This window comes from Streptomyces sp. NPDC088732, from assembly GCF_044751205.1.
Classification (GTDB): domain Bacteria; phylum Actinomycetota; class Actinomycetes; order Streptomycetales; family Streptomycetaceae; genus Actinacidiphila.
On the sequence record NZ_JBIVLI010000002.1, the window covers coordinates 135,796 to 161,446 of the forward strand.

A 25,651-nucleotide genomic window follows, 5' to 3' on the forward strand; every position below is an offset into this window, starting at 1 on the left:
CGCCATGAACTGCCCGCCGGGGACGGGTTCCCAGGGCAGGTCCTAGCCGCGTACGGCCCCGTCCGGGGTGTCGCTGCCGGCGCCCTCCACCGGGGCGGGCAGCGGGTCGACCAGCACCGCGCCGATCCGGTTGCGGCGCCCCGACGGGGCCTCGGCGGTCAGGCGCAGCGCGGCGGGGGCGTCGGGGGCCGAGGCGGTCTCGGGCAGTTCCACGACCGCGGAGGCGCCCGGGATGGGCACCCGGCCGAGGATCTTGGCGAGCAGGCCGCCGACGGTCTCCACGTCCTCGTCGTCCAGGTCGACCCCGTACAGCTCGCCGAGGTCGCCCAGGTCGAGGCGGGCGGTCACCCGGTAGCGGCCGTCGCCCAGTTCCTCGACGGGCGGCAGCTCGCGGTCGTACTCGTCGGTGATCTCGCCGACGATCTCCTCCAGGATGTCCTCGATGGTGACGATGCCGGCCGTGCCGCCGTACTCGTCGATGACAACGGCGACGTGGTTGCGCTCGCGCTGCATCTCGCGCAGCAGGTCGCCGGCGTTCTTGGTGTCCGGCACGAAGGCGGCCGGGCGCATCACCGAGGAGACCGGGTCGGTCTCGGAGTCGCGGTTGATGTGCACGCGCCGGGCGAGGTCCTTGAGGTAGACGATGCCGACGATGTCGTCCTCGCTCTCCCCCGTGACGGGGATGCGGGAGAACCCGCTGCGCAGGGCGAGCGTCATGGCCTGCCGGAGCGTCTTGAAGCGCTCGATGGCGACCAGTTCGGTGCGCGGCACCATCACCTCGCGCACCAGTGTGTCGCCGAGCTCGAAGACGGAGTGCACCATGCGGCGCTCCTCGTCCTCGATCAGGGACTCGCTCTCGGCGAGGTCGACCAGCGCCCGCAGTTCGGCCTCGGAGGCGAACGGGCCCTGCCGGAAGCCCTTGCCGGGGGTGAACGCGTTGCCGAGGAGGATCAGCAGCGCGGGGATCGGGCCCATCACCCTGGCCAGCGGCAGCAGGACGTACGCCGCCGCGGTGGCCGTGTTCAGCGGGTGCTGGCGGCCGATGGTGCGCGGGGAGACGCCCACGGCCACGTACGAGACGACGATCATCACGCCGATGGCGACGAGCAGCGCCTGCCAGGTCGGCTCGAAGTGCCGTACGCACAGCACCGTGACGAGCACCGCCGCCGCCATCTCGCAGGCCACGCGCACCAGCAGGGCCACATTGAGATAGCGCGTGGGGTCCGAGGCGACCGCCAGGAGCTTGTCCGCACCCCGGCGGCCCGCCCGCAGCGCCGCCTCGGCACGGAAGCGGGACATGCGGGCGATGCCGGCCTCGGCGCAGGCGGCGAGCCATGCGACGACGACCAGCAGGACGGCATAGACCACCATCGTGATCAGTGGGTGGTGGTCGGGGCCGGGGAGGGGCCCTGGATGCCGCGCTCGGCGCGCCAGCCGTCGAGGATGGCCTTCTGCAGGCCGAACATCTCGGCCTTCTCGTCGGCCTCGTCGTGGTCGTAGCCGAGCAGGTGCAGCACCCCGTGGACGGTGAGCAGTTGGAGCTCCTCGTCCATGGAGTGCTTCGTCGCGGCCGCCGCGCCCTGCTGCTTGGCCACCTCGGGGCAGAGCACGATGTCCCCGAGCAGGCCCTGCGGGGGCTCCTCGTCGTCCTTCCCGGGACGCAGTTCGTCCATCGGGAAGGACATGACGTCGGTGGGGCCCGGTTCGTCCATCCACTGGATGTGCAGCTGCTCCATGGCGTCGGCGTCGATCGCGATGACCGAGAGCTCGGACAGCGGATGGATGCGCATGTGCTGCAGGGCGTAGCGGCTGATGTCGAGCACAGCCGCCTCGTCGAAATCCCGGCCGGATTCGTTGTTGACGTCGATCGCCATAGTGCTTCGGTGGCTACTTTCCGTTGCCGTTTCGGTTGCCGTTGAGGTCGTCGTAGCGCTCGTAGGCGTCCACGATGCGCCCGACCAGCTTATGGCGTACGACATCGGTGCTCGTCAGGCGCGAGAAGTGCACGTCCTCGACACCGTCCAGGATGTCCACGACCTGGCGCAGGCCGCTCTTCGTGCCGCCCGGGAGGTCGACCTGCGTGACGTCGCCGGTGATGACGATCTTGGAGTCGAAGCCGAGCCGGGTGAGGAACATCTTCATCTGCTCGGCGCTGGTGTTCTGCGCCTCGTCGAGGATGATGAACGCGTCGTTGAGCGTACGGCCGCGCATGTACGCCAGCGGGGCGACCTCGATCGTCCCGCTCGCCATGAGGCGCGGGATGGAGTCGGGGTCGACCATGTCGTGCAGCGCGTCGTACAGCGGGCGCAGGTACGGGTCGATCTTCTCGTAGAGCGTGCCCGGCAGGAAGCCGAGCCGCTCGCCGGCCTCGACGGCGGGACGGGTCAGGATGATCCGGTTGACCTGCTTGGACTGCAGGGCCTGCACGGCCTTGGCCATCGCCAGGTAGGTCTTGCCGGTGCCCGCCGGGCCGATCCCGAAGACGATCGTGTGCTTGTCGATGGCGTCGACATAGCGCTTCTGGTTCAGCGTCTTGGGGCGGATCGTGCGGCCCCGGCTGGACAGGATGTTCTGGGTCAGGACCTGGGAAGGGGTCTCCTCCAGGCCGTCGTCTCCGCTGTCCTGGCGGAGCATGGCGATCGACCGCTCCACGGCGTCCTCCGTCATCGGCTGTCCGGTGCGCAGCACCAGCATCATTTCGTCGAACAGGCGCTGGACCAGGGCGACGTCGGCCGATTCACCGGTCGCGCTGATCTCATTGCCTCGTACATGGATGTCGACGGCCGGGAACGCCTTCTCGATCACGCGCAGGAGCGAGTCGCCGGACCCCAGGACAGTCACCATGGGGTGCTTGGCCGGTACGACGAAGTGGGCGCTCGCCTGCGGTTGCTGCGTTGTCGGTGTCTGTGTCATGGGCCAGGCACTTCGGCCTGCTCATCCCGCCTTCTGCTCTTCGACATACCACTGGGCTTGGGGTTCAAGGGTACGTCGGTGCGACGGACGTGCCGAGGGGTTTTACGCTGCGTCACGCGACGGGTAGAACTGCGCCATGCAGATCCGCACCGGAGGCCCCGGCGACCTCACCGCCACGCTCGCCCTGCTCGACGGCGCCGTCGCCTGGCTCACCGCGCGCGGCCGCACTGGGCAGTGGGGCACCGAGCCGTGGTCGTCCCGCCCGGCGGCCGTCGAACGGACCCGCCGGTACACCGAGGAGTACCTGCTGCGCGTCGCCGAGGTGGGCGGCGAGGCGGCCGGTGTGTGCGTGCTCGCCGAGGAGCCCCCGCAGTTCACGCCGCCGGCCGGCGAGCCCGAGCTGTACATCCGGCTGCTGGTCACCGACCGCGCGCGCTCCGGGAGCGGCATCGGCGCCGCGCTGGTCGACGACGCGGTCGCCGAGGCCCGCCGCCGGGGCGTGGGCCTGCTGCGGGTCGACTGCTACGCGGGCGGCAACGGGCGGCTCGTGCGGCAGTACGAGGCGCTGGGCTTCACCCGGGCGGAACCGTTCACCGTGCCGCGGGCCGGGGGCGACCCCTGGCCGGGGCAGGTGCTTCAGCGCAGGGTGTGAACCCGAGGGCGATACGCGGGCGGGGAGGCCTGCGGCATGCCAGCGTGGCGGGCATGGCGAACATCCGGATCACGGACGTCCCCGACAAGGTGCACCGCGCGCTCGGGCACCGCGCGCTCGCGGCGCACCAGTCCCTCGAGGATTACCTGCGCCGATGGCTGATCTCGCAGGCGCGAACGCCGACGCCCGACGACGTACTGGCCCGTGCCCGGAAGTCTGCGACGGCCGACTACACGCTCGACGACCTGCTGGGCCCCCTCGACGAGGGGCCTCACCGGTGATCGTCGCCGACGCGCAGGGGATCGTCCTCGCCCCCACCCGCGGCGGCCCGTGCGGTCCGCGGTCTGTCGCCGGGAGGTGGCGGCGATCACCCTGCTGTCCGCCCCGTCGATTCGGCGCCCGCCCGGATACGCCCTGCTCGAACGGGTCCGGAACCGCGCACCGGCCTGTCGGCGTACGGCGCGTCGTAGGTCGCGCTCGCGGATCGCGCCGACGGGGCCGGCGCGCTGCCCCGCATGGTCGCGTGAGGCGACCGCTCAGCGGTACGGCCGGAAGCCGATCGTCGGCACCGCACGGCGCAGCGGCCAGCGGCGGGTGCCGGTGGGGAGCAGGTCGTCCAGGAAGGCGTAGCGGCGCAGCGCCGTGCGGTCCTGGTCGTCGTAGGCCTTGGCGTGCTGCCACCACGCGGCGATCTCGATCCAGCCGGGTGCCGACAGCGAGCCGCCGAACTCCTGCACCGACAGCGCGGCGGCCAGGCAGGCGAAGGACAGGCGGTCGTCCAGCGCCCAGCCGGCGAGCGTGCCGGTCACGAAGGCCGCGACGAAGACGTCGCCCGCCCCCGTCGGGTCGAGCGCCTCCACGTCGAGCGCGGGCACCTGCGCGCACTGCCCGGAACCGGAGTCCACCGCGTAGGCGCCCTCGGGGCCGAGCGTCACCACCGCCAGCGGCACCAGCTCCGCCAGCTTGCGGGCGGCGGCCCGGGGGCAGTCGGTGCGGGTGTAGGCCATCGCCTCCGCCGCATTGGGCAGGAACGCCTCGCAGTGCTCCAGATCGCTCAGGTCGGAGGGGTCCCAGCGGCCGGACTCGTCCCAGCCGACGTCGGCGAAGACCCGGCTGCCGTGCCGGGCGGCGTGCCCGATCCACTCCTGCCGCGGCCGGCCGGGCACCAGCGAGGCCACACAAGCCCGGCTCGGCGGCGGGCACACCGGGGCCGCCTCCTCCGGCGGCGGGGCCTCGTGGCCGTGGCTGACCATGGTCCGCTCGCCCTCGTACGCCATGGAGACGGTGACCGGCGAGTGCCAGCCGGGAATCCTCCGGGAGGGCGCCAGGTCGATGTCCTCCCCCTCGGCGAGGGAGTCCCAGCAGTAGTCGCCGTACATGTCGTCGCCGAAGGCGGCGGCCAGGCAGGTGCGCAGGCCGAGCCGGGCCAGCGCGGTGGCCATGTTGGCGACCCCGCCGGGGCTGGAGCCCATGCCGCGGGCCCAGGACTCGGTGCCGCGCACGGGCGCGGTGTCGAGACCGGTGAAGATGATGTCCAGGAAGACCGTGCCGGTCAGGTACACATCGGTCTCCGGGTCGTCCGCGGCGCGCACGGCGGCCAGCGGATCGAGGACGGGCTGGTCTTCCACCCGGGGTTCCTCCCGACCTGGTGTCGTTCGGACGATCGTACGCGCGACGGCCCCCGCCCATATGCGTTTGTCCGTTCGGACACTCGGGCGGATCATGAAGGAAAGCGGACGAACGGCGGGGGCTGAACATGCCCGGACCTTCGGCTTCACCACCGCGGCTGATCGTCACGTCCGGGCCGGACGAGGGAACCGTCTACGACGTCCCGGCCGGGTACTGCGAGATCGGCAGACTGCCCGGGAGCGGCATCCGGCTCGACGGCGAGGGGATCAGCAGGCGGCACGCGGCGATGAACCGTGCCGGGAGCCATGTCGTCCTCGCCGACCTGGGCTCGACCAACGGCACGTTCCTCAACGGGGACCGCCTCATGGCGCCGCGGCCGCTGCGGGACGGCGACCTGGTGCGGATCGGGCATGTCGAACTGCGGCTGTCGGTGGCCTCGGGCGGCGACCGGGAGGCGCCGCCGGGACGCGAGCCGGAACGGGAGCCGGCCGGACAGGACCCTGACGGGTCCGCTCCCGACGACCCCCCGCCGCCCGCCGCGCCCTCGGTGGCCGTCGACCTCGGCGACGTCCGCGGCCCGGCCCCGCGCGGCCGCACGCGGCGGTACGTCTCGGCGCACGAGCAGTTCCTGGTGGGCCGCGACCTCTACCGGGACGATCCGCCGGAGCCCGCGGCGGACGGCCCGGAGGTCCCTGACGCGGCGTACGCCGGTCCGTACGACGACCCGGACGACGACCCGGACGGCGCGGTCGCCGCCCCGGGGCAGGGGCCGGGCCGCGCCCTGATGGTGCTGGGCGTGCTCGTCGCGCTCGCCGGGTTCGTGATCTGGGTGTCCCTGATCCTCGGCCTCCTGGGCGGCACGGGCAGCGCCGCGGTGCCGCCCGACCCCTTCGCCGAGCACTTGTGGGGAGCGCCGAAGGCACCGCTGGGGTTCGCCGCGTTCGGCGGCGGTGCGGTGCTGTTCGGCGCCGGCGCGGCCCTGTCGAAGGCGGCGCGCCGGCGGGGGCGGGAGGCCGGACGGCACGCGAGCCGGCACGGCGGAAGCCGCAACTGACGATGCGTCAGCTATGCGGTCGTCACACACCCTCGCGGGGCACCGGCCGCCAGCCCGCGCCGCCCGTGCCGCCGCGCGGCGGACGGGGGCCGCGGCGCCCCGCGCGGGCCAGCCACAGACCGCGCCCCGCCGACCAGGCCAGCAGCGCGGCGACGAGCGGGCCGCCGAACAGGATCACCAGCCCGGCGCCGATGTTGGCGCCGATGCCGCCCGCGGTCACGACCCGCCAGCCCGCACCGGCCAGCGCTCCGGCCGCCACCAGCGGGCCGAGCACCTGCCACCACCGTCCGTCGAACCGCTCCGGCCCGGGTCGCCGCGAGGCGAGCCCCAGCACGGTCGCAGCAGCCACGGCCAGCACTGCCGCCGCGACGCCCAGGCCGGTCTCCACACCGGCCGGGATGTCGAAGGGCCGCACCAGGTAGTCGAGTTCGGAGGGGCGGAAGCCGGGGGCGTCCTGCCGGCCCAGCAGGCCCCAGACGGCGACCGGTACCGAAACGATCAGCGTGACGGCCGCCAGGGGCCGTATCGGGTGCTTTCCCATGAGTCCATGCTCCGTCCGGCGGACGCCGTCCGCATGAGTGCGCGTACTCAGAACGCCTGCCCCCGGAACGGGCAGGGAACTCAGAAGACGTACGCGTCCACTTCGGCGAGATAGCGGGCGCGCAGGACCTCCTCGTCGTCCAGGAAGGCGGCGTGGAAGGAGTTGCGCGCCAGGCGCCGCAGGGTGTCCTCGTCGAGGCCGAGCGCGTCGCGCAGGGCGTCGAAGTTGTCGCCGGCGTACCCGCCGAAGTAGGCGGGGTCGTCGGAGTTGACGGTGACCAGCAGCCCCGCGTCGAGCATCGCGGGCAGCGGGTGCTCCGCCAGGGCGGGCACGCAGCGCAGCCGCACGTTGGACAACGGGCAGACGGTCAGCGGGACTTGGTCGCGCACCAGCCGGGCGACCAGCTCCGGGTCCTCCATGCTGCGGATGCCGTGGTCGATCCGCTCCACGCCGAGGACGTCCAGGGCCTCCCGTACGTACGCGGGCGGCCCCTCCTCCCCGGCGTGCGCCACACGCCGGAGCCCCGCCTCCGCGGCCGCCGCGTAGACCTCGCGGAACTTCGACGGCGGATGGCCCACCTCGGCCGAGTCCAGCCCGACCGCCGTGATGCGGTGCAGGTGGGGCCGGGCGGCCTCGAAGGTCTCCCACGCGGACGCGGCGGACTCGTCGCGCAGGAAGCACATGATCAGCCGTGTGCTGACGCCGTGCCGCTCCCGGCCGGCGTCCAGCGCCCGTGCCAGGCCCTCCACGACGGTCCCGATCGGCACCCCCCGCGCGGTGTGCGCCTGCGGGTCGAAGAAGATCTCCGCGTGCCGCACCCCCTGCGCGGCGGCCCGCGCCAGGTAGGCGTCGGCGAGGTCGGCGAAGTCCTGCTCGGTGCGGAGCACGGCCATCAGCGCGTAGTACAGGTCGAGGAACGACTGCAGGTCGTCGAAGGCGTACGCCCGGCGCAGTTCGTCCGCCGACGCGAACGGCAGCGTGACCCCGTTGCGCTCGGCGAGGGCGAAGGCCAGCTCCGGTTCGAGGGTGCCTTCGATGTGCAGATGGAGTTCGGCCTTCGGGATCGTCACCCGGCAACGGTACAGGTCACAGCGGTGCGAACCGGCCCGCGGCGGGTCAGCGGCGGCGCGGCACCGGGACCCGGCCGAGGTCCTGCGCGACGGTCAGCTCCCCCGCGAAGCCGGCACCGCGGGCCTGCCGCTCGAAGGCCTCGGGGTCGGTGTAGCGCTGGGAGAAATGGGTGAGCACCAGATGGCGGACCCCGGACTCGGCCGCCACCCGCGCTGCTTGACCAGCCGTCAGATGCCCGTGCTCCTCGGCGAGGGAGGCGTCCTCGTCGAGGAAGGTGGACTCGATGACCAGCAGGTCGCAGCCGTCCGCGAGCGCGTACACCGCGTCGCACAACCGGGTGTCCATCACGAAGCCGAAGCGCTGGCCCGGCCGCACCTCGCTGACCTCGGCCAGGGTGACGCCGTCGGCCTCGCCGTCGCGCTGGAGACGGCCGACCGCGGGTCCGCTGATGCCGAGCGCCGCGAGCCGGTCCGGCAGCATGCGCCGGCCGTCCGGCTCGACGAGCCGGTAGCCGTACGCCTCCACGGGGTGGGAGAGCCGGCGCGCCTCCAGCCGGAAGGCGCCGTCGGTCAGGACGGCGGTCTCGCCGGACACCGGCTCCTCGCGCAGCTTCACCGTCTCGCGGTACGCCGTCGCGTAGCGGAGCCGGTCGAAGAAGTGCCGCCCCGACGCGGGGTAGTGGGCGGTGACGGGGTGCGGCACCCGGTCGAGGTTGATCCGCTGGATCACCCCGGCCACGCCCAGGCTGTGGTCGCCGTGGAAGTGCGTGACGCACAGCCGGGTCAGGTCGTGCGCGGCCACCCCGGCGCGCAGCATCTGGCGCTGGGTGCCCTCGCCGGGGTCGAAGAGGATGCCCTCGCCGTCCCAGCGCAGGAAGTAGCCGTTGTGGTTGCGGTGCCGTGTCGGGACCTGGCTGGCCGTGCCCAGGACGACGAGTTCGCGTGCGGACACGGGCCGTTATCCCGGGGGCCAGTCCAGGCCGCGCCCGCCGAGCACGTGCGCGTGGGCGTGGAAGACCGTCTGGCCCGCGCCCGACCCGGTGTTGAAGACGATCCGGTAGCCGGTCCCGTCCACCTTGTCCTCGGCCGCCACCTCGCCCGCCTCGCGCAGCACGTCGGCGGCCAACTGCGGCTCGGCCGCCGCGAGGGAGGCCGCGTCCGGGTAGTGCGCCTTGGGGATCACCAGCACATGCGTCGGCGCCTGCGGGTTTATGTCGCGGAACGCGACCGTCGTCGCCGTCTCGCGGACGACGGTCGCGGGCACGCTCCCCGCGACGATCTTGCAGAACAGGCAGTCCGCCTGCGGTTCTCCCGCCACCGTGGCGCCTCCGGCACGTCGTGGGTCGCTTCGTTGATCGGTACGGGCATGCTACCGGTGCCCCGGCGGAGCCGGGGTCACGGCAGCGGCGGCGCCGTGCGCGCCGGGTTCTCCGCGAGCGCGTCGAGGGCGAGACGGATCGCGGTGTCGAGCTGCGGGTCGCGGCCGGCCGCCCAGTCCTGCGGCGTCTGCGGGACCTCGACGTCCGGGTCGACACCGTGGTTCTCCAGGTCCCAGCCGACGCCCTCCATCCAGGTCGCGTACTTCGGCTGGGTCACCAGCGTGCCGTCCACCAGGTGGTAGCGGGAGTCGATGCCGATGACCCCGCCCCAGGTCCGGGTGCCCACCACGGGCCCGATCCCGAGCGCCTTGATGGCCGCGTTGACGATGTCGCCGTCCGAACCGGAGAACTCGTTGGCGACCGCGACGACCGGGCCGCGCGGGGCGTCCATGGGGTAGGTGAACGCGGGCAGCCCGCGCGGCAGGTCCCAGCCGACGACACGGCGGGCGAGCTTCTCGACCACGAGCTGCGAGGTGTGGCCGCCGCGGTTCTCCCGGACGTCCACGATCAGCCCCTCGCGGGCGACCTCGACCCGCAGGTCGCGGTGGAGCTGCGCCCAGCCCGAACCCACCATGTCGGGTACGTGCACATAGCCCAGCCGGCCGTCCGAGGCCTCACGGACGTGGGCACGCCGCCCGGCGACCCAGTCGTGGTACCGCAGCGGCTCCTCGTCCGGGATGGGCACGACGACCACATGCCGCGGGGCGCTCCCGTCGGCCGGCGCCACCGTCAGCTCGACGGGCTTGCGCACGGTCCCGATCAGCAGCGGGCCGGGCCCGGCCACCGGGTCCACGGGCCGGCCGTCGACCGCGAGGATCGCGTCCCCGGCCCGCACCGCGACCCCGGGCGCGGCCAGCGGGGCACGGGCGCGCGGGTCGGAGGTCTCCGAGGGCAGCACGCGCCCGATCCGCCAGACGCCGTCCTCGTCACGCACGAGATCGGCACCGAGCAGGCCCTGCCGGTACAGGGAGTCGACGCGCCCGCCGGGCGGGCTGACGTACGCGTGCGAGGTGCCGAGCTCGCCGGCCACCTCCCACAGCAGGTCGGTCAGGTCGTCGTGGGTGGCGACGCGGTCCAGCACCGGGCGGTAGCGGTCGCGCACGCCGTCCCAGTCGACGCCGCCCATGTCGGCACGCCAGAAGTTGTCGCGCATGAGGCGGTGCGCCTCGTCGTACATCTGGCGCCACTCGGCGTGCGGGTCGACGGTGACGCGGACCCGGGACAGGTCCACCGTCACATTGCTGTCCGAATCGTCCTCGGAGGGCGTGGACTTGTGGTCGGCGGCGGCCACCCGCAGCCGGTTCCCGGAGGAGACCAGCACCTTGTTGCCGTCACCGCTGACCGCGTAGTCGTCCGCGTCGTCGGCGATCTCCTCCACCCGCAACTGCTTGAGGTCGTACCGCTCCAGCACGCTGGACGGCGGCTCCGACTCCGGGGACGCCAGGCTCGCGCCGAGCACGCCCCGCACGGGGTGGCGCAGCCACAGGACGCCGTCCTTGGCCGCGCGCAGCGTGGAGTACCTGGCCGCCTCGACCGGGAACGGCACGATCCGGTCGGCCAGGCCCTCGACGTCGACCCGGGTGGCGGGGACGCGGGGACGCTCCTCGCCGTCCTCCTTGCGGGACTCGCCCTTGGGGTTCTTGGCCTCGTCCTGGCCGCGGTCGTCGCCGTCCTTGTCCTCCGCCGAGGAGTCGACGGGCCGGCCGTGGAGCTGCGGGCCGAACGGCGAGGGGGTGGTGGCGGCAAGAGTGATCAGGTGCGGGCGGCAGGCCGCGAGGAAGGCCATGTCGAAGACATGCTCGTCGTAGACCGGGTCGAAGGACCGCTCGGACAGGAAGGCCAGGTGCTTGCCGTCGGCGGTGAAGGCGGGCGAGAAGTCGTTGAAGCGCAGCGGCGTCGCGTCGACGACGGTCAGGTCGGCGGTGGACGCCAGCTTGAGCTGGCTCAGCGGCTCCCGCCCCGGCTGCGACCAGGCCAGCCACGCGGAGTCCGGCGAGAAGGCCAGGCCGCGGGCGTGACCGTACGCGCTCTCCACGACCGTGCGCACCTCGCCGGTCTGCGCCTCGACCAGCAGCACCTGGCCGTCGTGCGAGGCGACCGCGATCCGGTGGCCGTCGGGGGACACGGCCATCGACAGGACGCGGCCGAGCCGCCCCGCGGCCAGCCGGCGCGGCGCGGGGACCCCGCCCGCGGCGGGCGCGATCTCCAGCGCGTCCTCGCCCTCCGCGTCCGTCACCCACACGACCTGCTGGTCGCCCTCGCCGCCGAACACCCGCGGCAGCCTGGTGCGCACCCCCGGCTCGGCGGCCAGCGCCCGCGCGGGACCGCCGCGGTGGGTGACCCAGTGCGTGGTGCCGCGCACCTCGACGGCGCTGCCGCGGCCGGTGTGGTCCGGGCGCGCGTCACCGAGATGGCTGCCGGCGTGCACGGGATGCGGCTGCAGATCCGTGCGCTGGCCGCCCAGGCGCACCTCCAGCGGGCGGGCCTCGGCGCCGTCGAGGTCGTCCAGCAGGAACAGCCGCCCGGTGCTGGTGTACACCACCCGGGTGCCGTCGGTCGTGGCCTGCCGCGCGTAGAAGCCGCCCTCCTCCACGGCGGTGTGCCGCCGCAGGTCGCTCCCGTCGGGAAGGCTCGAATAGAGCCCGCCCACGCCCTCGTGGTCGGAGAGGAACGCCAGGCGGTCCCCCACCCACATCGCGCACTCCAGGTTGCCGTCCAGATCCGCGTGGACCCGCTCGAACTCCCCGCTCCCCGTGCGGTCGATCCACAGCTTGCCCGCCGTGCCGCCGCGGTAGCGCTTCCACGCCGCCGCCTCACGGCCCATCGTGGCCGACAGCAGCAGCACGGCGCCGTCCGGCCCGTACGCGACGTCCCCCACCGGCCCGTACGGCAGCTGCCGGGCCGGCCCCCCGTCCAGCGGGACGGCCCACGCCCAGCTCCGGCGCGACGACGCCTGCCCCTGCGGGCTGATGGCCAGCACCTCGCCGTCGGCCGTCCAGCCCCGCACGAGGGTGCGCCCGGCGCCCCAGTACGTCAGCCGCTTCGACGGGCCGCCGTCGACCGGCGCCACATGGACCTCCGGCGCCCCGTCGCGCGTCGAGCTCCAGGCCACGTGTTCCCCGTCCGGCGAGAACCGCGGGTGGGCGACCGGCATGTTGTCCGCACTCACGCGCCACGCCCGGCCGGCACCGTCGAGCGGGGCCGCCCAGACGTCGTCCTCGGCGGTGAAGGTGATCAGGTCGCCGTGCAGATGCGGAAAGCGGAGGTACGAAGGCTGCGTCACGCCGTCACACTAACCACCCCGTGGCCTGTGGGTCAGGGCTTTTGGATCTCATTTGCCGCTCCCGCCCACGCCCGCGCCCTTGAAAGCAGCCCCGCCCCACGCTTCGCCATGCCCAAGGGCCCACCCCCACCCCCGTGAGCGAGCCAAAGGGCGCGCCGGTGCCGAAAGCGACGAGACCCAGCGACCGAGCAACGAGGAAGCGCAGCGTCAAGAAGCGTCGGCACCGGGTCAAAGCGCCCGGAGGCGAGCGAACACAAAAAGGGCCGAAAGCGACGAGACCCAGCGACCGAGGAACGAGGAAGCGCAGCGTCAAGAAGCGTCGGCACCGGATCAAAGCGCCCGGAGGCGAGCGAACACAAAAAGGGGCGCCCGGAGGCGAGCGAACACAAAAAATTCAGCCCCAGCGCCCCGTCCGCCCCAGCAGCAGCGCCGTCGCCGCGACCCCCGCCGTCGAGGTGCGCAGCACACTCGCACCGAGCCGGTACGGCTTCGCCCCGGCGGCGGCCAGGGCGTCCAGTTCCTCGGGGGAGACGCCGCCCTCGGGTCCGACGACCAGGACGATGTCGCCGTCCGCGGGAAGGCCCGCGGAGGCCAGCGGTTCGGAGCCCTCCTCGTGGAGGACGGCGGCGAAGGCCGCCCCCGCGAGCAGCGGCGCGAGTTGACGTGTCGTCACCATCTCGGCAACGTCGGGGAAGCGCAGCCGGCGGGCCTGCTTGGCGGCCTCGCGGGCGGTGGAGCGCCATTTGGCAAGGGACTTGGCGCCGCGGTCGCCCTTCCACTGCGTGATGCAGCGGGACGCGGCCCACGGCACGATCGCGTCGACGCCGACCTCCGTCATGGTCTCCACGGCCAGTTCGCCGCGGTCGCCCTTGGGCAGTGCCTGGACGACCGTGATCCGCGGGTGGGGGGCGGGCTCCTCCCGGACGCCCGTGACGTCGACCTCGAGGGTGTCCTTGCCGTCGACGGCGGCCACGACGCCGTGCGCGCCGCGCCCTTGACCGTCGGTCAGCACGATCTCCTCGCCGACCTGCAGCCGCCGTACGGAGACGGCGTGCCGCCCCTCGGGGCCGGAGAGGGTGATACGGGCCGGGCCCAGGGCGTCGGGCTCGACGACGAAGACGGGGGCGGTCACAAAGCGCTCCGGGCGGAGTCGAGTTCGGCCGCGAGCAGCCGGACGAGGTCGATGGCGGGCAGGTCGCGTGCCATGGCGTGTCCCTGGCCGGCCCACAGGGCCATCGCCCCGGGGTCGCCGGCCTTCACGGCGGCGGCGCGCACGGGGGCGGTCAGGAAGTGGATGCGCGGATAGCCGGGCGGGGCGTACCGGTCGTGGTCGCGCAGGTACCGGTTGACCAGGCTTCGCGCGGGGCGGCCGGTGAAGGCGCGGGTCAGCCGGGTCGCCGTGAAGTCCGGGTCGGTCAGGGCCCGTTTGTGCACGGGGTGCGCCCCCGACTCGGGGCAGGCCAGGAAGGCGGTGCCCATCTGGGCGGCGTCCGCGCCCGCCGCCAGCACCGCGGCGATCTGCTCGCCGCGCATGATGCCGCCCGCCGCGACCAGGGGCAGCGACACGGCCGCCCGCACCTGCGGCAGGAGGGCGAGCAGCCCGGTCTCCGTGCCGTCGCGCTCCGGGTCGTCGCGGTGCGTGGACTGGTGGCCGCCGGCCTCGGAACCCTGTACGCACACCGCCGCCGCGCCCGCCTCCTCGGCGGCCCGCGCCTCGGCGACGGAGGTCACGGTGACGACGGTGACGGTGCCGGCGTCGGCGAAGCCGCGCAGCACGGCGGGTTCGGGGCAGCCGAAGGTGAAGCTGACCAGGGGGACGGGGTCCTCCAGCAGGGCCGCGATCTTCGCCCCGTACGCGTCCTCCAGCACGGCGTCGCCGCCGGTGGCGGGGTCGCCCAGGGACGTGCCGTAGTGGCCGGCCTCCCCGGCCACCCGTGCGGCGAACTCCTCGACGCGCGCCGGGTCGGCGGTCTCGCGCTGCGGCATGAAGACGTTGACGCCGAAGGGACGGGAGGTGAGTCCGCGGATCCGGGCGATCTCCTCGCGCATGCCCTCGGCGGTCTTGAAGCCGGCCGCCAGGAAGCCGACGCCGCCGCCCTCGGCCACGGCCGCCGCCAGGGCGGGTGTGGACGTACCGCCGGCCATGGGCGCCTGCACCACCGGATGCGCGGCGAGGGTCGAGAGATCGGTCAGCGCGGCCATGCGTCCATCGTTTCACGAGACCGGGCGCACGGCCGCGCGAGGCGCGGGCGGGTGCCCGCGCCTCGCGCATGCCGCGTCAGCGGCCGTTGAAGGCGTCCTTCAGCCGCGAGAACAGGCCCTGCTGGCCCGGCTGGAACTGGCCCATGGGCCGCTCCTCGCCGCGCAGCTTCGCCAGCCGCCGCAGGAGTTCCTCCTGGTCCGGGTCGAGCTTGCCCGGGGTCTGCACCTCGACGTGCACGACCAGGTCGCCCCGGCCGCCGCCCCGCAGATGCGTGATGCCGCGCTGGTGCAGCGGGATCGACTGGCCGGACTGCGTGCCCGGCCGGATGTCGATCTCCTCCAGCCCGTCCAGGGTCTCCAGCGGCACCTTCGTGCCCAGCGCCGCCGCTGTCATCGGGAGGGTGACGGTGCAGTGCAGGTCGTCGCCGCGGCGCTGGAAGGCCGCGTGCGGCAGTTCGCGGATCTCCACGTACAGGTCGCCGGCGGGGCCGCCGCCGGGGCCGACCTCGCCCTCGCCCGCGAGCTGGATGCGGGTGCCGTTGTCGACGCCGGCGGGGATCTTCACCGTCAGCGTGCGGCGCGAGCGGACCCGGCCGTCGCCCGCGCACTCGGGGCACGGGTTCGGCACGACGGTGCCGAAGCCCTGGCACTGGGGGCAGGGCCGGGAGGTCATGACCTGGCCGAGGAAGGACCGGGTGACCTGGGAGACCTCACCGCGGCCGCGGCACATGTCGCAGGTCTGCGCCGAGGTGCCGGGGGCGGCGCCCTCGCCGTGGCAGGTGTTGCAGACGATCGCCGTGTCGACCTGGATGTCCTTGGTCGTGCCGAAGGCGGCCTCGTCGAGCTCGATCTCCAGCCGGATCATCGCATCCTGGCCGCGCCGGGTGCGCGAGCGCGGGCCGCGCTGGGACGCCGTGCCGAAGAAGGCGTCCATGATGTCGCTGAAGTTGCCGAAGCCCTGGCCGAAGCCCGCGCCCGCACCGGCGCCGCCGCCGTTGGCGGACAGCGGGTCGCCGCCGAGGTCGTAGACCTGCTTCTTCTGCGGGTCCGAGAGCACCTCGTAGGCGGCGTTGATCTCCTTGAACCGCTCCTGCGTCTTCGGGTCCGGATTGACGTCCGGGTGCAGCTCGCGCGCGAGACGGCGGAAGGCCTTCTTGATCTCGTCCGGACTCGCGTCACGGCGCACGCCGAGCACGGCGTAGTAGTCGGTGGCCACTACGACTCCGCCAGGATCTGTCCGACGTAACGTGCCACTGCGCGTACCGCTCCCATCGTTCCGGGGTAGTCCATGCGGGTCGGGCCGACCACGCCAAGTTTCGCGACCGCCTCGTCGCCCGAACCGTAGCCGACGGAGACGACCGATGTGGAGTTCAGGCCCTCGTGGAAATTCTCGTGACCGATTCGCACGGTCACGCCCGAATCCCCGGCCTCGCCCAGCAGCTTCAGGAGCACGACCTGCTCCTCCAGCGCCTCCAGGACCGGGCGGATCGTGAGGGGGAAGTCATGGCCGAAACGGGTCAGGTTGGCGGTGCCGCCCAGCATGATCCGTTCCTCGGTCTCCTCGACCAGGGTCTCCAGCAGCGTGGCCAGCACGACCTGGACGGTCGGCCGGTCGTCGGGCTCGAAGCCGTCCGCGAGGTCCTGCACCAGCTGCGGGACGTCGGCGAAGCGGCGGCCCACCACCCGGCTGTTGAGCCGGGCCCGCAGATCGGCCAGCACGGTCTCGCCCACCGGCGCGGGGGCGTCGACCAGCCGCTGCTCGACCCGGCCGGTGTCCGTGATCAGCACCAGCATCAGCCGGGCCGGCGCGAGCGCCAGCAGTTCGACGTGGCGCACGGTCGAGCGGGTCAGCGACGGGTACTGGACGACGGCGACCTGCCGGGTCAGCTGCGCCAGCAGCCGCACCGTACGGGCCACGACGTCGTCGAGGTCCACCGCGCCGTCCAGGAAGTTCCCGATGGCCCGGCGCTCCGCGCCCGACAGCGGCTTGACGTTCGTGAGCCGGTCGACGAAGAGCCGGTAGCCCTTGTCGGTCGGCACCCGGCCGGCGCTGGTGTGGGGCTGCTGGATGTAGCCCTCCTCCTCCAGCACCGCCATGTCGTTGCGCACCGTGGCGGGGGACACACCCAGCCGGTGGCGTTCGGTGAGCGCCTTGGAACCGACCGGTTCCTCGGTGCCCACGTAGTCCTGGACGATGGCCCGCAGCACTTCGAGCCGTCGTTCGCTCAGCATTGCGGCGTCCACCTCCAGTCGTCGGTCACCGGTGCGTCGGTCGTTTTCCCTGCCCTGGCACTCCCTTCGAGCGAGTGCCAGCTTTCCCCAAGTCAGTGTACGGCGGGGAGGCAAGACCTCGGCAAGGGCGGTCCGCACCCGGACCCCCTCGACCGGTCACCGTAGCGCGCACGGGCCGCCCCGGCGGGGATACCGTCGCCGTGTGGAGACGACACCTGCGGCACCGGGCACCTTCGGCGGCTGGGAGCAACTGGCGCCCGGCGTCGCGCGGTGCCGGATGCCGTTCCTGGACGTCACCATCGGGGTCGTCACCGGCGGCGAGGGCGTCCTGCTCGTCGACACCGGGTCCTCGGTCGCCGAGGGAGCCGGTCTGCGCCGGCGGGTCCGGGAGCTGACCGGGCGCGACGTGACGCACATCGCACTGACCCACGGTCACTTCGACCACGTCTTCGGCACGGCCGCCTTCCCCGGCGCCCAGGTCCACGGGGAGATGACCCTCGGCGCCCACCTGGACCGCGAGCGCGGTGCGCTGCGCCGGGACGCGATCGGGTACGGCGTCCCCGAGGAGGAGGCGGACGAGGCCGCGGCGGCCCTGGTGACTCCGGGCCACCTCGTCGACGGCCACTGGGCGCTGGACCTCGGCGGCGACCGCGAGGCCCTGCTGGTCCACCCCGGTGAGGGACACACCACCCACGACCTGGTCGTGGTCGTACCGGGCACGCCCACCGTGGTCTTCTGCGGCGACCTCGTCGAGGAGTCCGGCGAGCCGCAGGCCGGCCCGGACGCGGCGCCCGGCGCGTGGCCGGGCACCCTGGACCGGCTGCTGGAACTGGGCGGCGGGAACGCGCTCTACGTCCCCGGCCACGGAGCGGTGGTCGACGCGCGCTTCGTCCGCGCCCAACGGGACGCGCTGGCCGCCCGGTTCGGATCCGCTTGAGCGGCCCCGCGCCCGGATACGATCCCTGGCATGCGCAGCCGGAACTACGACGCCGATCTCACCCCGCCCTGGAAGCGGCCGTCGGTGCCCGCGCCCGAGGTCGCGGCCGAACGCGACCTGGTGGTCGAAGAGGTCTTCACGGGGTTCTGCGGGGCGGTGATCCGCTGCGAGAAGACCGCCGAGGGCCCCACCGTCACCCTGGAGGACCGCTTCGGCAAGCACCGCGTCTTCCCGCTCGTGCCGCGCGGCTTCCTCCTGGAGGGCAAGGTCGTCACCCTCGTGCGCCCCGGCGCCGCCGCCCCCTCCGGCCCTCGGCTGACCGCCTCCGGCTCCCTCGCCGTCCCCGGCGCCCGCGCCCGGGTCGCCCGCGCCGGGCGCATCTACGTCGAAGGACGCCACGACGCGGAGCTCGTCGAACGGGTCTGGGGCGACGACCTGCGGATCGAGGGCGTCGTCGTGGAGTACCTGGAGGGCGTCGACGACCTGCCGGCCATCGTCTCCGCCTTCGCCCCGGGACCCGACGCCCGGCTCGGCGTGCTCGTCGACCACCTCGTACCCGGCTCCAAGGAGTCCCGGATCGCCGCCTCGGTCACCGGGGACCACGTGCTGGTCGCCGGCCACCCCTACATCGACGTCTGGGAGGCCGTGAAGCCCGCCTCTCTCGGCATCGCCGCCTGGCCGGCCGTGCCGCGCGGCCAGGACTGGAAGACCGGCGTGTGCCGCGCGCTCGGCTGGCCGGAGAACACCGGTGCCGCCTGGCAGCGCATCCTGGGCTCCGTCCGCTCCTACAAGGACCTCCAGCCGGAACTGCTCGGCCGCGTGGAGGAACTGATCGACTTCGTCACGGCCCCGGGCGCCTGATCAGTCGACCAGGTCCCGCACCACCGCGTCCGCCAGCAGCCGCCCGCGCAGCGTGAGCACCGCCCGCCCCGCCTCGTACGCGCCCGGCTCCAGCAGGCCGTCCGCCACCGCGCGCCCGGCGGCCTCCGCCCCGGCCGGGGCCAGGATGTCCAGCGGGCAGCCGTCCGCGAGCCGCAGCTCCAGCAGGATCCGCTCCACCCGGCGGTCCTCCGCGGCCAGCACCTCGCGGCCCGCGCCCGGACTGCGGCCCTCCGCGAGCGCCGCCGCATACGCCGCGGGATGCTTCACGTTCCACCAGCGCACACCGCCCACGTGCGAATGCGCGCCCGGTCCCGCACCCCACCAGTCGGCACCGGTCCAGTACAGCTCGTTGTGGCGGCAGCGGGCCGCCGTGGACGTCGCCCAGTTCGACACCTCGTACCAGTCGAAACCGGCCTCCGACAGCCGCTCCTCCGCGATCAGGTAGCGGTCCGCGTGGACGTCGTCGTCCGTCATCGGCACCTCGCCGCGCCGGATCCGGCGGGCCAGCTGCGTGCCCTCCTCCACGATCAGCGCATACGCCGACACATGGTCGGGGCCCGCGTCGATCGCCGCGTCCAGGGACGCCCGCCAGTCGTCGTCCGACTCCCCCGGCGTGCCGTAGATCAGGTCCAGGTTGACGTGCTCGAAGCCCGCCGCCCGCGCCTCCGCGACGCAGGCCTCCGGCCGGCCCGGGGTGTGCGTGCGGTCCAGCACCCGCAGCACGTGCTGCCGGGCGCTCTGCATCCCGAACGACATCCGGTTGAAGCCCCCGGCCCGCAGCTCCGCCAGGTACGCGGGGTCCACCGACTCCGGATTCGCCTCCGTCGTGACCTCCGCCCCCTCCGCCAGCCCGAACTCGTCCCGGATCGCGCCCAGCATGCGCGTCAGGTCCGCCGCCGGCAGCAGCGTCGGCGTACCGCCGCCCACGAACACCGTCTCGACGCGGCGCGCGTCGTCGCCCAGCACCTTCCGGGCGAGCCGGACCTCGTCGATCAGCGTCTCCGCGTAGTTCTCGCGGGAGGCGAGAACGCCACCGGTGCCGCGCAGCTCGGCGGCGGTGTAGGTGTTGAAGTCGCAGTAGCCGCAGCGGGTCGCGCAGTACGGGACGTGCAGGTAGAACCCGAGCGGGCGGTGCTCCGCGCCGGCGAGGGCGGCGGGGGGGAGTGCGCCGTTCTGGGGCATGGGTTCGCCGTCGGGCAGTACGGATGGCATACGCCTATTCTGCCGGGTTCTTTTCCCTCCCTCCCGCCCGTGTGCCCTGTGAAGTCACGCACCCCGACGCGCGTTGCAGGGGGCCGGGTGCGGGCCCTCCGGGGCTGCCATTCTGGACAGCACATTTAGGTGCCTCAGGCACCCGGCCTGATCACTCCGGGTCACGCACCCAAATATGCTCCACAGTCCAAAACGCCACCCCTACGACCCCGCCCCCTCAGGTCTCGTCACGCGCCTGATCCCCGGTGGGTGGATATGGACGGCACCGTGCCTGGGGCCGCCCAACAATCACCCCCACCGGCCGTAAGTCGCTCCAACGACCCCGGGAGGGGGTGCGCCGGGGTCTGCCCGCAGGCGACGAGCGGAGACCGCAGCACTCAAATTGCTGGGGTAACCCGCGAGCGCCGAGGACGGACTCCGGAGCGGCGCCGACCCCACAACGCACGCGGCGCGGGGCCCGCACTTATCGCGCCGGGTACACGGGAGGGAGGGCGGGGAAAAAACCAAGGCCCAAGGGAACGCAGCGGAGCGCTATTGGGCCTGAAGCACGAGCACCGCGAGATCGTCATCGGGCGGCGCCACGTCATACCCGTGCACCGCCGCGCGAACCCGCTCCGCGACCCCCGCCGCCCCCAACCCCGCACACCCCGCGAGCACCGCCGCGAGCCCGTCGTCGTCGTCGAACTGCCGGTTGCCGCTGCGCCGCTCCGTGACGCCGTCGGTGACGCACAGGAGGGTGTCCCCGGGGGCGAGACGGAACGATTCGCTGCGGTAGTGCGCGTCGTCCGTGATGCCCAGCAGTATCTGGGGGACGGCCGCGGCGCGGACCGTGCCCGCGCCGTTGAGGACGAGCGGCAGCGGGTGGCCGGCGCTGGCGAGGGTGCACAGGACGCCGCCGTCGTCGCCGGGCACGATCTCGCCGTACAGCAGGGAGAGGAAGCGCGGGCCGGTCTCCCAGCCGGGGCCGAGGCCGTCGCCGAGGGTGGCCGCAGCGGCCTCGTCGGCGAGGGCGCGGTTGAGGCGGTCGAGGACTTCGGCGACGCCGTGGCCTTCCCGGGCGAGGAGCCGCATCACGGGACGGGCGAGCCCGGTGACGGCGGCGGCCTCGGGGCCGTTGCCCTGTACGTCGCCGAGGGCGAAGCACCAGCGGCCGCCGCCGGCGGGGAAGATGTCGTAGAAGTCGCCGCCGACGACGTCGGCGCGGGTGGGTTCGTAGACGACGGCCGTCTCGACGCCGGGGACCGTGCCGAGCCCGGCGGGCAGCAGTCCGCGCTGCAGGACGCGGCTGATCATGGCTTGCCGGGCGTACTGCCGGGCCGTGCCGACCGCGAGGGCGACGCGGCGGGCGAAGTCCTCGATGAGCCCGATGACCTCGTCGGGCATGCGCATGAGCCCGGTCCGGCCGAGCAGGAGCGTGCCGTGGCAGCGTCCGCCGGCGACGAGCGGGCAGGCGAGGGCGGCGCCCACCGCGTCGGCCCCGTCGGCGGTGGCCGGCCAGGGCCAGGGGACGGCGCCGGAGCGCCCGTCGGGGGGCGGCGGGGGCGGGTCCTTCTCCAGGACCATGCGCAGCCCGTCGATGCGGCTCTCGGCGGCGTGCCAGACGCGGGCGAGCCGCGGTCCGGTCGTCCCGGGGCCGTCGGCGCCGAGCCAGACGGCGCACCAGTCGGCGAGCCGGGGCACCAGCAGCTGTCCGGCCAGTGCGGCGACCATGTCCTCGTCGAGCTGCCCGGCGAGAAGGTCGGAGGCCTCGGCGAGGAAGGACAGAGAGCCGCGGCTGATCCAGTCGCCGTCCGGGCGGCGGGCGGCCTGGCGGGGCAGCGGTGCCAGGAATTCGGCAACGGGCAGCAGCGTGCGGTCGCCCTCGGCGGGTGGGGCGGGGTGCTCCTCGGGGTCGTGCGCGGCGGCGAGCCGGCACCAGATGGTCTTGAGGTCGCGCCGGTAGGTGATGCCCCAGGCCTCGGAGAGCGCCGCGACGAGCTGGAGGCCGCGTCCGCCGTCGCGGCCCTCCCGTTCCAGTTCCGCGCGATCGCGGACGACGCGCGCGGGGTGGTGGTCCGACACCTCGACCACGAGCGCGTCCTGTTCGAGCCGGCAGAGCAGTTCGACGGTCGTCCCGGCGTGGATGACCGCGTTGGTGACGAGTTCGCTGACGACCAGGACGGCGTCGGCGGTCAGACGCTCGTCGGGGCCGGGTCCGCCCGTCATCCACGCGTCCAGTGCGGCGCGGACGAACCTGCGGGCGGCGGAGGCGGCGAGCTGGTTGCCGGGCAGGCTGGTGCGGGAGACGACCTCCCGTGGCATGGAATCTGGCCCCACTGTGCGGCTCCCGAGCAGATCCGGCGTTGCGCCCTTGAGGGCAGGGTCAGCGTGACAGACTGAGCGCGCTCATAAGCGCCGAGTCACCGAAGAAGGCCGACATGGCTCGTAAATCGGCTGTTCCCGCCCTGAAAACCGCTCCTCCTGTACGTCCGCGTGTCGCGGGTCCGCGACGGGCGGCGGGGCTCCGGGTGCTGGGCGGGGAAGGAGCGCCGGCCGTGTCCGCCGGAACGTTCCGCCAAAGGCGGCACGCCCGCGCGGCGGAGGGGCGGCCCGGACGGTGACGGGCGGCGCCGCCGGCGCGGTCACCGGTACGGGCAGCGCCGGCATCCTCCTGGTCGACGACATGGAGGACAACCTGCTCGCCCTGGAAGCCGTCCTCGGCTCGCTCAACCGGCCCATGGTCCGGGCCCGTTCCGGGCAGGAGGCGTTGAAGGCCCTGCTGTGCCAGGAGTTCGCCGTGGTCCTGCTGGACGTCCTCATGCCGGGCATGGACGGCTTCGAGACGGCCGCGCACATCAGGCGGCTCGACCGGACCAAGGACATCCCGATCGTCTTCCTGACCGGCAGCGGCCCCGACACCACCGTCGCCTTCCGCGGCTACGCCACAGGCGCGGCGGACTACCTGACCAAGCCCTTCGACCCGTGGGTGCTGCGCGCCAAGGTCTCCGTCTTCCTCGAACTCCACCGCACCGCCCGGGAACTGCGCGATCTGCTGGCCCGCGACCGGGAGCGGCTGGCCGCCGTCGAGGAACGCCTCGCGGCCGTCGAGCGGCTGCTCGCCGCCGACGGCCGCGCCGACGTGGCCGAACTGGCGCTGCGCGTGGCGGGGCTGGAGCGCGCCGTCCACGGGGTGGACCTGCCGGGCCCGCGCCGGGGCGACTGACCCGGCGCGGGCGGGCGCGGGGCTCAGGACTCGCGGGTGCCGGAGTACATGTCGTCGATGAGGTCCTTGAACTCGCGTTCCACGACGGGCCGCTTGAGTTTCAGGCTCGGGGTCAGGTCGCCGTGTTCCACGTCGAGGTCGCGGGGCAGGACGCGGAAGGTCTTGATCTGCTGCCAGCGCTGCAGGTCCTCGTTGACGCGGCGCACGTAGCCGTCGATGAGTTCGCGGACCTGCTCGGAGGCGACGACCTGCGCGTACGGCCGGCCCTCCAGGCCGTTGTCCGCGGCCCAGCCGAGGATGGTGGGCTCGTCCAGGGCGATCAGGGCGGTGCAGAAGTTGCGGGCCGCGCCGATGACCAGGACGTTGCTGACGAACGGGCACACGGCCTTGAACTGGCCCTCCACGGCGGCCGGTGCGATGTACTTGCCGTTGGAGTTCTTGATGATGTCCTTTTTGCGGTCGGTGATGGTGAGGAAGCCGTCCGCGGACAGTTCGCCGATGTCGCCGGTGTGGAACCAGCCGTCGGGCTCCAGCACCTCGGCGGTCTTCTCGGGGAGTTTGTGGTAGCCCTGCATGATGCCGGGGCCGCGGAGCAGGATCTCGCCGTCCTCGGCGATCCGCACCTCGGTGCCGGCGAGCGGCTTGCCGACGGTCCCGGTGCGGTAGGCCTCGCCGGGGTTGACGAAGCTGGCCGCGCTGGACTCCGTCAGGCCGTAGCCCTCCAGGATGTGGATGCCGGCGCCGGCGAAGAAGTAGCCGATCTCCGGAGCCAGGGCGGCCGAGCCGGAGACGCAGGCGCGCAGCTTGCCGCCGAAGGCCTCGCGGAGCTTGGCGTACACCAGGCGGTCGGCGACGGCGTGCTGCGCGGCGAGCGCGAAGGGCGCACTGGCCGTACCCGTGCGGCGGCGGTTGTCCTGGGTGACCTTGGCGTACTCGCGGGCGACTTCGGCGGCCCACTTGAAGATCTTGTACTTCGCCCCGCCGCCCGCACGGGCCTTGGCGGCCACGCCGTTGTAGACCTTCTCGAAGATCCGGGGGACGGCGGCCATGTAGGTCGGCTGCACCACCGGCAGATTCTCGATGATCTTGTCGACCCGGCCGTCCACGGCCGTCACGTGGCCGATGGTGATGTGCCCGGCGGTGAGCACCTTGCCGAAGACGTGCGCCAGCGGCAGCCAGAGGTACTGCACGTCCGCCGCTTCCAGCAGGCCGTTGGCCTGGATGGCGCGGGCCATGTAGGCCCAGCAGTCGTGCGGCAGGCGGACGCCCTTGGGGCGGCCGGTGGTGCCGGAGGTGTAGATGAGGGTGGCCAGCTGGTCCTTGGTGATCGCGCCCACGGCCTCGCGGACCGCCTCGGGGTGCTTCTCCAGGTAGAGCGCGCCGCGCTTCTCCAGGTCGGCCAGCGACAGCACCCAACCGTCGTCACCGGAGTCGGCGTCGGTCTCGATGCCGTCGGCGTCGATCACCACGACGTGGGCCAGTTCGGGCAGTTCCGCGCGCCGTTCGGCGGCTTTGGCCAGCTGGGCGGCGTTCTCGGCGATCAGCACGCGGCTGCCGGAGTCGGCGAGGATGAAGGCCGTCTCGTCGGCGTTGGTGCTGGGGTAGACCGTGGTCGTCGCGGCGCCCGCGCACAGCACGCCCAGGTCGGCCAGGATCCATTCGACCCGGGTGGCGGAGGCGATGGCCACCCGCTCCTCGGGACGCACTCCGAGGTCCATCAGACCCGCCGCGACGGCGAAGACCCGGGTCGCGGCCTCCTGCCAGCTGAGCGACCGCCAGGAGTCCGGGCCGCCGCCCGCCGAGGGCACCGGGAAGCGGTAGGCCTCGGCGTCGGGCGTGGCCTCGACGCGCTCCAGGAACAGGTTCGCCACAGACGGCGGCCGGTTCTCGATCAAAGTCTGCGTGTCGCTCACGACAACCTCCGGGGCCCGCCACATTGCTGGGTGACTCGCGAGTAACCCGCGATTGGTGATCAGGGTAGGCAATCCGCGCCCGCTATGTAAGGGGCAGTGGACACCGCGTTGCGAGCGCGACGGGTGAGATAGGTGACGGATACATCTACTTTGCGCATGTGTACGCCGCATGGACCCCATGGGCCGCAGACGCAAACGGCGGGCCCACCCGGAACCCGGGGAGCCCGCCTCCCGCCGTCACGCCGGCCACCCTCCGGCGACACCGCGGAGCACAGGGACGGTCAGCCGCCGATGGGCAGGCCGCCGATCATGCCGGTGGTGCCGCCCGACTTGCCGACCCCGCCCAGCAGTTCGCCCGTCTTCCCGGTGACCGCCTTCAGGCCGGTCTTGGCGACCTCGTCCTTGGCGTCCAGGAGCTTCATCGGGCCCTTCCCGAGCGGGAGGGAGCCGTCACCGGCGAAGGCGGGGGACGCGGCGGCACCGGCGGCGCCCAGCGCGATCACGGAACCTGCGACGACGGCCGCGGCCTTCGAGTACTTCACGACACATT

The 25,651-nt window shown here is 73.5% G+C and carries 23 protein-coding genes; 6 read left to right on the plus strand and 17 right to left on the minus strand.

Going from position 1 to position 25,651, the window contains the following annotated elements; genetic code table 11:
* Window positions 1-42: 42 nt before the first annotated feature.
* From ACIP9H_RS03500 to ACIP9H_RS03510, 3 genes are read right to left on the minus strand one after another with little or no spacing between them, the layout of a single operon-like run.
* Complete coding sequence (locus ACIP9H_RS03500; RefSeq protein ID WP_401582660.1) at window positions 43-1,371, minus strand: hemolysin family protein; 1,329 nt, start codon at window positions 1,369-1,371, stop codon at window positions 43-45.
* 5 nt (window positions 1,372-1,376) lie between these two features.
* Window positions 1,377-1,874 (minus strand): rRNA maturation RNase YbeY, encoded by a 498-nt coding sequence (ybeY, locus tag ACIP9H_RS03505; RefSeq protein WP_401957251.1) that lies wholly within the window; start codon window positions 1,872-1,874, stop codon window positions 1,377-1,379.
* Window positions 1,875-1,887: 13 nt separating this feature from the next.
* Window positions 1,888-2,913, minus strand: a complete 1,026-nt coding sequence (locus ACIP9H_RS03510) for a PhoH family protein (protein WP_360906793.1) — start codon at window positions 2,911-2,913, stop codon at window positions 1,888-1,890.
* A 136-nt stretch (window positions 2,914-3,049) separates the two neighbouring features.
* Here ACIP9H_RS03510 and ACIP9H_RS03515 point away from each other — a divergent pair, with 136 nt between their 5' ends.
* Together ACIP9H_RS03515 and ACIP9H_RS03520 are read left to right on the plus strand one after the other, a co-directional pair.
* Entirely contained in the window at window positions 3,050-3,565 is a 516-nt protein-coding gene (locus ACIP9H_RS03515) for a GNAT family N-acetyltransferase (RefSeq protein ID WP_401957254.1), read from the plus strand.
* A 53-nt stretch (window positions 3,566-3,618) separates the two neighbouring features.
* Window positions 3,619-3,846, plus strand: coding sequence for a FitA-like ribbon-helix-helix domain-containing protein (locus ACIP9H_RS03520; RefSeq protein WP_401957257.1), 228 nt, complete (start codon window positions 3,619-3,621; stop codon window positions 3,844-3,846).
* A 255-nt stretch (window positions 3,847-4,101) separates the two neighbouring features.
* On the opposite strand, the gene ACIP9H_RS03525 is transcribed toward ACIP9H_RS03520, so the two are convergent.
* Window positions 4,102-5,193 (minus strand): carbohydrate kinase family protein, encoded by a 1,092-nt coding sequence (locus tag ACIP9H_RS03525; protein ID WP_401582668.1) that lies wholly within the window; start codon window positions 5,191-5,193, stop codon window positions 4,102-4,104.
* Window positions 5,194-5,321: 128 nt separating this feature from the next.
* Here ACIP9H_RS03525 and ACIP9H_RS03530 point away from each other — a divergent pair, with 128 nt between their 5' ends.
* On the plus strand, window positions 5,322-6,248 hold the full coding sequence (locus ACIP9H_RS03530; RefSeq protein ID WP_401957260.1) for an FHA domain-containing protein: 927 nt from the start codon (window positions 5,322-5,324) through the stop codon (window positions 6,246-6,248).
* A 22-nt stretch (window positions 6,249-6,270) separates the two neighbouring features.
* Here the strand turns inward: ACIP9H_RS03530 and ACIP9H_RS03535 are convergent, their stop codons facing one another.
* The 9 genes from ACIP9H_RS03535 to hrcA form a co-directional block, all read right to left on the minus strand.
* Window positions 6,271-6,789 carry a hypothetical protein gene (locus ACIP9H_RS03535; protein ID WP_401957262.1) on the minus strand — a complete coding sequence of 173 codons (519 nt, stop codon included), beginning with the start codon at window positions 6,787-6,789 and terminating at the stop codon, window positions 6,271-6,273.
* Between the two features lie 80 nt (window positions 6,790-6,869).
* The gene (locus ACIP9H_RS03540; RefSeq protein ID WP_401957265.1) at window positions 6,870-7,859 is read right to left on the minus strand and encodes an adenosine deaminase; all 990 of its coding nucleotides are present in this window, start codon (window positions 7,857-7,859) and stop codon (window positions 6,870-6,872) included.
* 46 nt (window positions 7,860-7,905) lie between these two features.
* A complete protein-coding gene (locus ACIP9H_RS03545) occupies window positions 7,906-8,811 on the minus strand; it encodes a ribonuclease Z (RefSeq protein WP_401957267.1) in 906 nt (301 codons plus the stop codon).
* Window positions 8,812-8,817: 6 nt separating this feature from the next.
* A complete protein-coding gene (locus ACIP9H_RS03550; protein ID WP_360906807.1) occupies window positions 8,818-9,177 on the minus strand; it encodes a histidine triad nucleotide-binding protein in 360 nt (119 codons plus the stop codon).
* Window positions 9,178-9,254: 77 nt separating this feature from the next.
* Window positions 9,255-12,521, minus strand: coding sequence for a S41 family peptidase (locus ACIP9H_RS03555; RefSeq protein ID WP_401957270.1), 3,267 nt, complete (start codon window positions 12,519-12,521; stop codon window positions 9,255-9,257).
* A gap of 394 nt (window positions 12,522-12,915) precedes the next feature.
* The gene (locus ACIP9H_RS03560; protein WP_401582681.1) at window positions 12,916-13,653 is read right to left on the minus strand and encodes a 16S rRNA (uracil(1498)-N(3))-methyltransferase; all 738 of its coding nucleotides are present in this window, start codon (window positions 13,651-13,653) and stop codon (window positions 12,916-12,918) included.
* Window positions 13,650-14,723 carry a nitronate monooxygenase gene (locus tag ACIP9H_RS03565; RefSeq protein WP_401582682.1) on the minus strand — a complete coding sequence of 358 codons (1,074 nt, stop codon included), beginning with the start codon at window positions 14,721-14,723 and terminating at the stop codon, window positions 13,650-13,652. Before ACIP9H_RS03565 ends, ACIP9H_RS03560 begins: the two co-directional genes overlap by 4 nt.
* 76 nt (window positions 14,724-14,799) lie before the next feature.
* Entirely contained in the window at window positions 14,800-15,939 is a 1,140-nt protein-coding gene (gene dnaJ / locus ACIP9H_RS03570; protein WP_360906815.1) for a molecular chaperone DnaJ, read from the minus strand.
* A complete protein-coding gene (gene hrcA / locus ACIP9H_RS03575; protein ID WP_360906817.1) occupies window positions 15,939-16,955 on the minus strand; it encodes a heat-inducible transcriptional repressor HrcA in 1,017 nt (338 codons plus the stop codon). Before hrcA ends, dnaJ begins: the two co-directional genes overlap by 1 nt.
* A 202-nt stretch (window positions 16,956-17,157) precedes the next feature.
* Here hrcA and ACIP9H_RS03580 point away from each other — a divergent pair, with 202 nt between their 5' ends.
* Together ACIP9H_RS03580 and ACIP9H_RS03585 are read left to right on the plus strand one after the other, a co-directional pair.
* Window positions 17,158-17,892: an MBL fold metallo-hydrolase gene (locus tag ACIP9H_RS03580; protein WP_401582684.1), complete on the plus strand. Its 735-nt coding sequence runs from the start codon at window positions 17,158-17,160 to the stop codon at window positions 17,890-17,892.
* A gap of 30 nt (window positions 17,893-17,922) precedes the next feature.
* Entirely contained in the window at window positions 17,923-18,753 is an 831-nt protein-coding gene (locus ACIP9H_RS03585; RefSeq protein ID WP_401582686.1) for a DUF3097 domain-containing protein, read from the plus strand.
* Here the strand turns inward: ACIP9H_RS03585 and hemW are convergent, their stop codons facing one another.
* Both hemW and ACIP9H_RS03595 read right to left on the minus strand, forming a co-directional pair.
* Window positions 18,754-19,986 carry a radical SAM family heme chaperone HemW gene (gene hemW / locus ACIP9H_RS03590; protein WP_401582688.1) on the minus strand — a complete coding sequence of 411 codons (1,233 nt, stop codon included), beginning with the start codon at window positions 19,984-19,986 and terminating at the stop codon, window positions 18,754-18,756.
* Window positions 19,987-20,517: 531 nt separating this feature from the next.
* The gene (locus ACIP9H_RS03595; RefSeq protein ID WP_401957277.1) at window positions 20,518-22,287 is read right to left on the minus strand and encodes a SpoIIE family protein phosphatase; all 1,770 of its coding nucleotides are present in this window, start codon (window positions 22,285-22,287) and stop codon (window positions 20,518-20,520) included.
* A 361-nt stretch (window positions 22,288-22,648) separates the two neighbouring features.
* On the opposite strand from ACIP9H_RS03595, the gene ACIP9H_RS03600 reads away from it, so the two are divergent.
* Window positions 22,649-23,188, plus strand: a complete 540-nt coding sequence (locus ACIP9H_RS03600; protein WP_401583201.1) for a two-component system response regulator — start codon at window positions 22,649-22,651, stop codon at window positions 23,186-23,188.
* Between the two features lie 23 nt (window positions 23,189-23,211).
* Here the strand turns inward: ACIP9H_RS03600 and ACIP9H_RS03605 are convergent, their stop codons facing one another.
* Together ACIP9H_RS03605 and ACIP9H_RS03610 are read right to left on the minus strand one after the other, a co-directional pair.
* Window positions 23,212-25,101, minus strand: a complete 1,890-nt coding sequence (locus ACIP9H_RS03605; RefSeq protein WP_401957279.1) for an AMP-dependent synthetase/ligase — start codon at window positions 25,099-25,101, stop codon at window positions 23,212-23,214.
* 281 nt (window positions 25,102-25,382) lie between these two features.
* A complete protein-coding gene (locus ACIP9H_RS03610; protein WP_360906829.1) occupies window positions 25,383-25,643 on the minus strand; it encodes a hypothetical protein in 261 nt (86 codons plus the stop codon).
* Window positions 25,644-25,651 lie beyond the last annotated feature (8 nt).

Bases quoted from the DNA above. Each gene is read 5' to 3' on its own strand.
- ACIP9H_RS03565 (WP_401582682.1), bottom strand. From the start codon at position 14,723: ATGGCCGCGCTGACCGATCTCTCGACCCTCGCCGCGCATCCGGTGGTG.
- ACIP9H_RS03530 (WP_401957260.1), top strand. From the start codon at position 5,322: ATGCCCGGACCTTCGGCTTCACCACCGCGGCTGATCGTCACGTCCGGG.
- ACIP9H_RS03535 (WP_401957262.1), bottom strand. From the start codon at position 6,789: ATGGGAAAGCACCCGATACGGCCCCTGGCGGCCGTCACGCTGATCGTT.
- ACIP9H_RS03515 (WP_401957254.1), top strand. From the start codon at position 3,050: ATGCAGATCCGCACCGGAGGCCCCGGCGACCTCACCGCCACGCTCGCC.
- ACIP9H_RS03510 (WP_360906793.1), bottom strand. From the start codon at position 2,913: ATGACACAGACACCGACAACGCAGCAACCGCAGGCGAGCGCCCACTTC.
- hrcA (WP_360906817.1), bottom strand. From the start codon at position 16,955: ATGCTGAGCGAACGACGGCTCGAAGTGCTGCGGGCCATCGTCCAGGAC.
- ACIP9H_RS03595 (WP_401957277.1), bottom strand. From the start codon at position 22,287: ATGCCACGGGAGGTCGTCTCCCGCACCAGCCTGCCCGGCAACCAGCTC.
- ybeY (WP_401957251.1), bottom strand. From the start codon at position 1,874: ATGGCGATCGACGTCAACAACGAATCCGGCCGGGATTTCGACGAGGCG.
- ACIP9H_RS03520 (WP_401957257.1), top strand. From the start codon at position 3,619: ATGGCGAACATCCGGATCACGGACGTCCCCGACAAGGTGCACCGCGCG.
- ACIP9H_RS03585 (WP_401582686.1), top strand. From the start codon at position 17,923: ATGCGCAGCCGGAACTACGACGCCGATCTCACCCCGCCCTGGAAGCGG.
- ACIP9H_RS03500 (WP_401582660.1), bottom strand. From the start codon at position 1,371: ATGGTGGTCTATGCCGTCCTGCTGGTCGTCGTCGCATGGCTCGCCGCC.
- ACIP9H_RS03600 (WP_401583201.1), top strand. From the start codon at position 22,649: ATGGAGGACAACCTGCTCGCCCTGGAAGCCGTCCTCGGCTCGCTCAAC.
- hemW (WP_401582688.1), bottom strand. From the start codon at position 19,986: ATGCCATCCGTACTGCCCGACGGCGAACCCATGCCCCAGAACGGCGCA.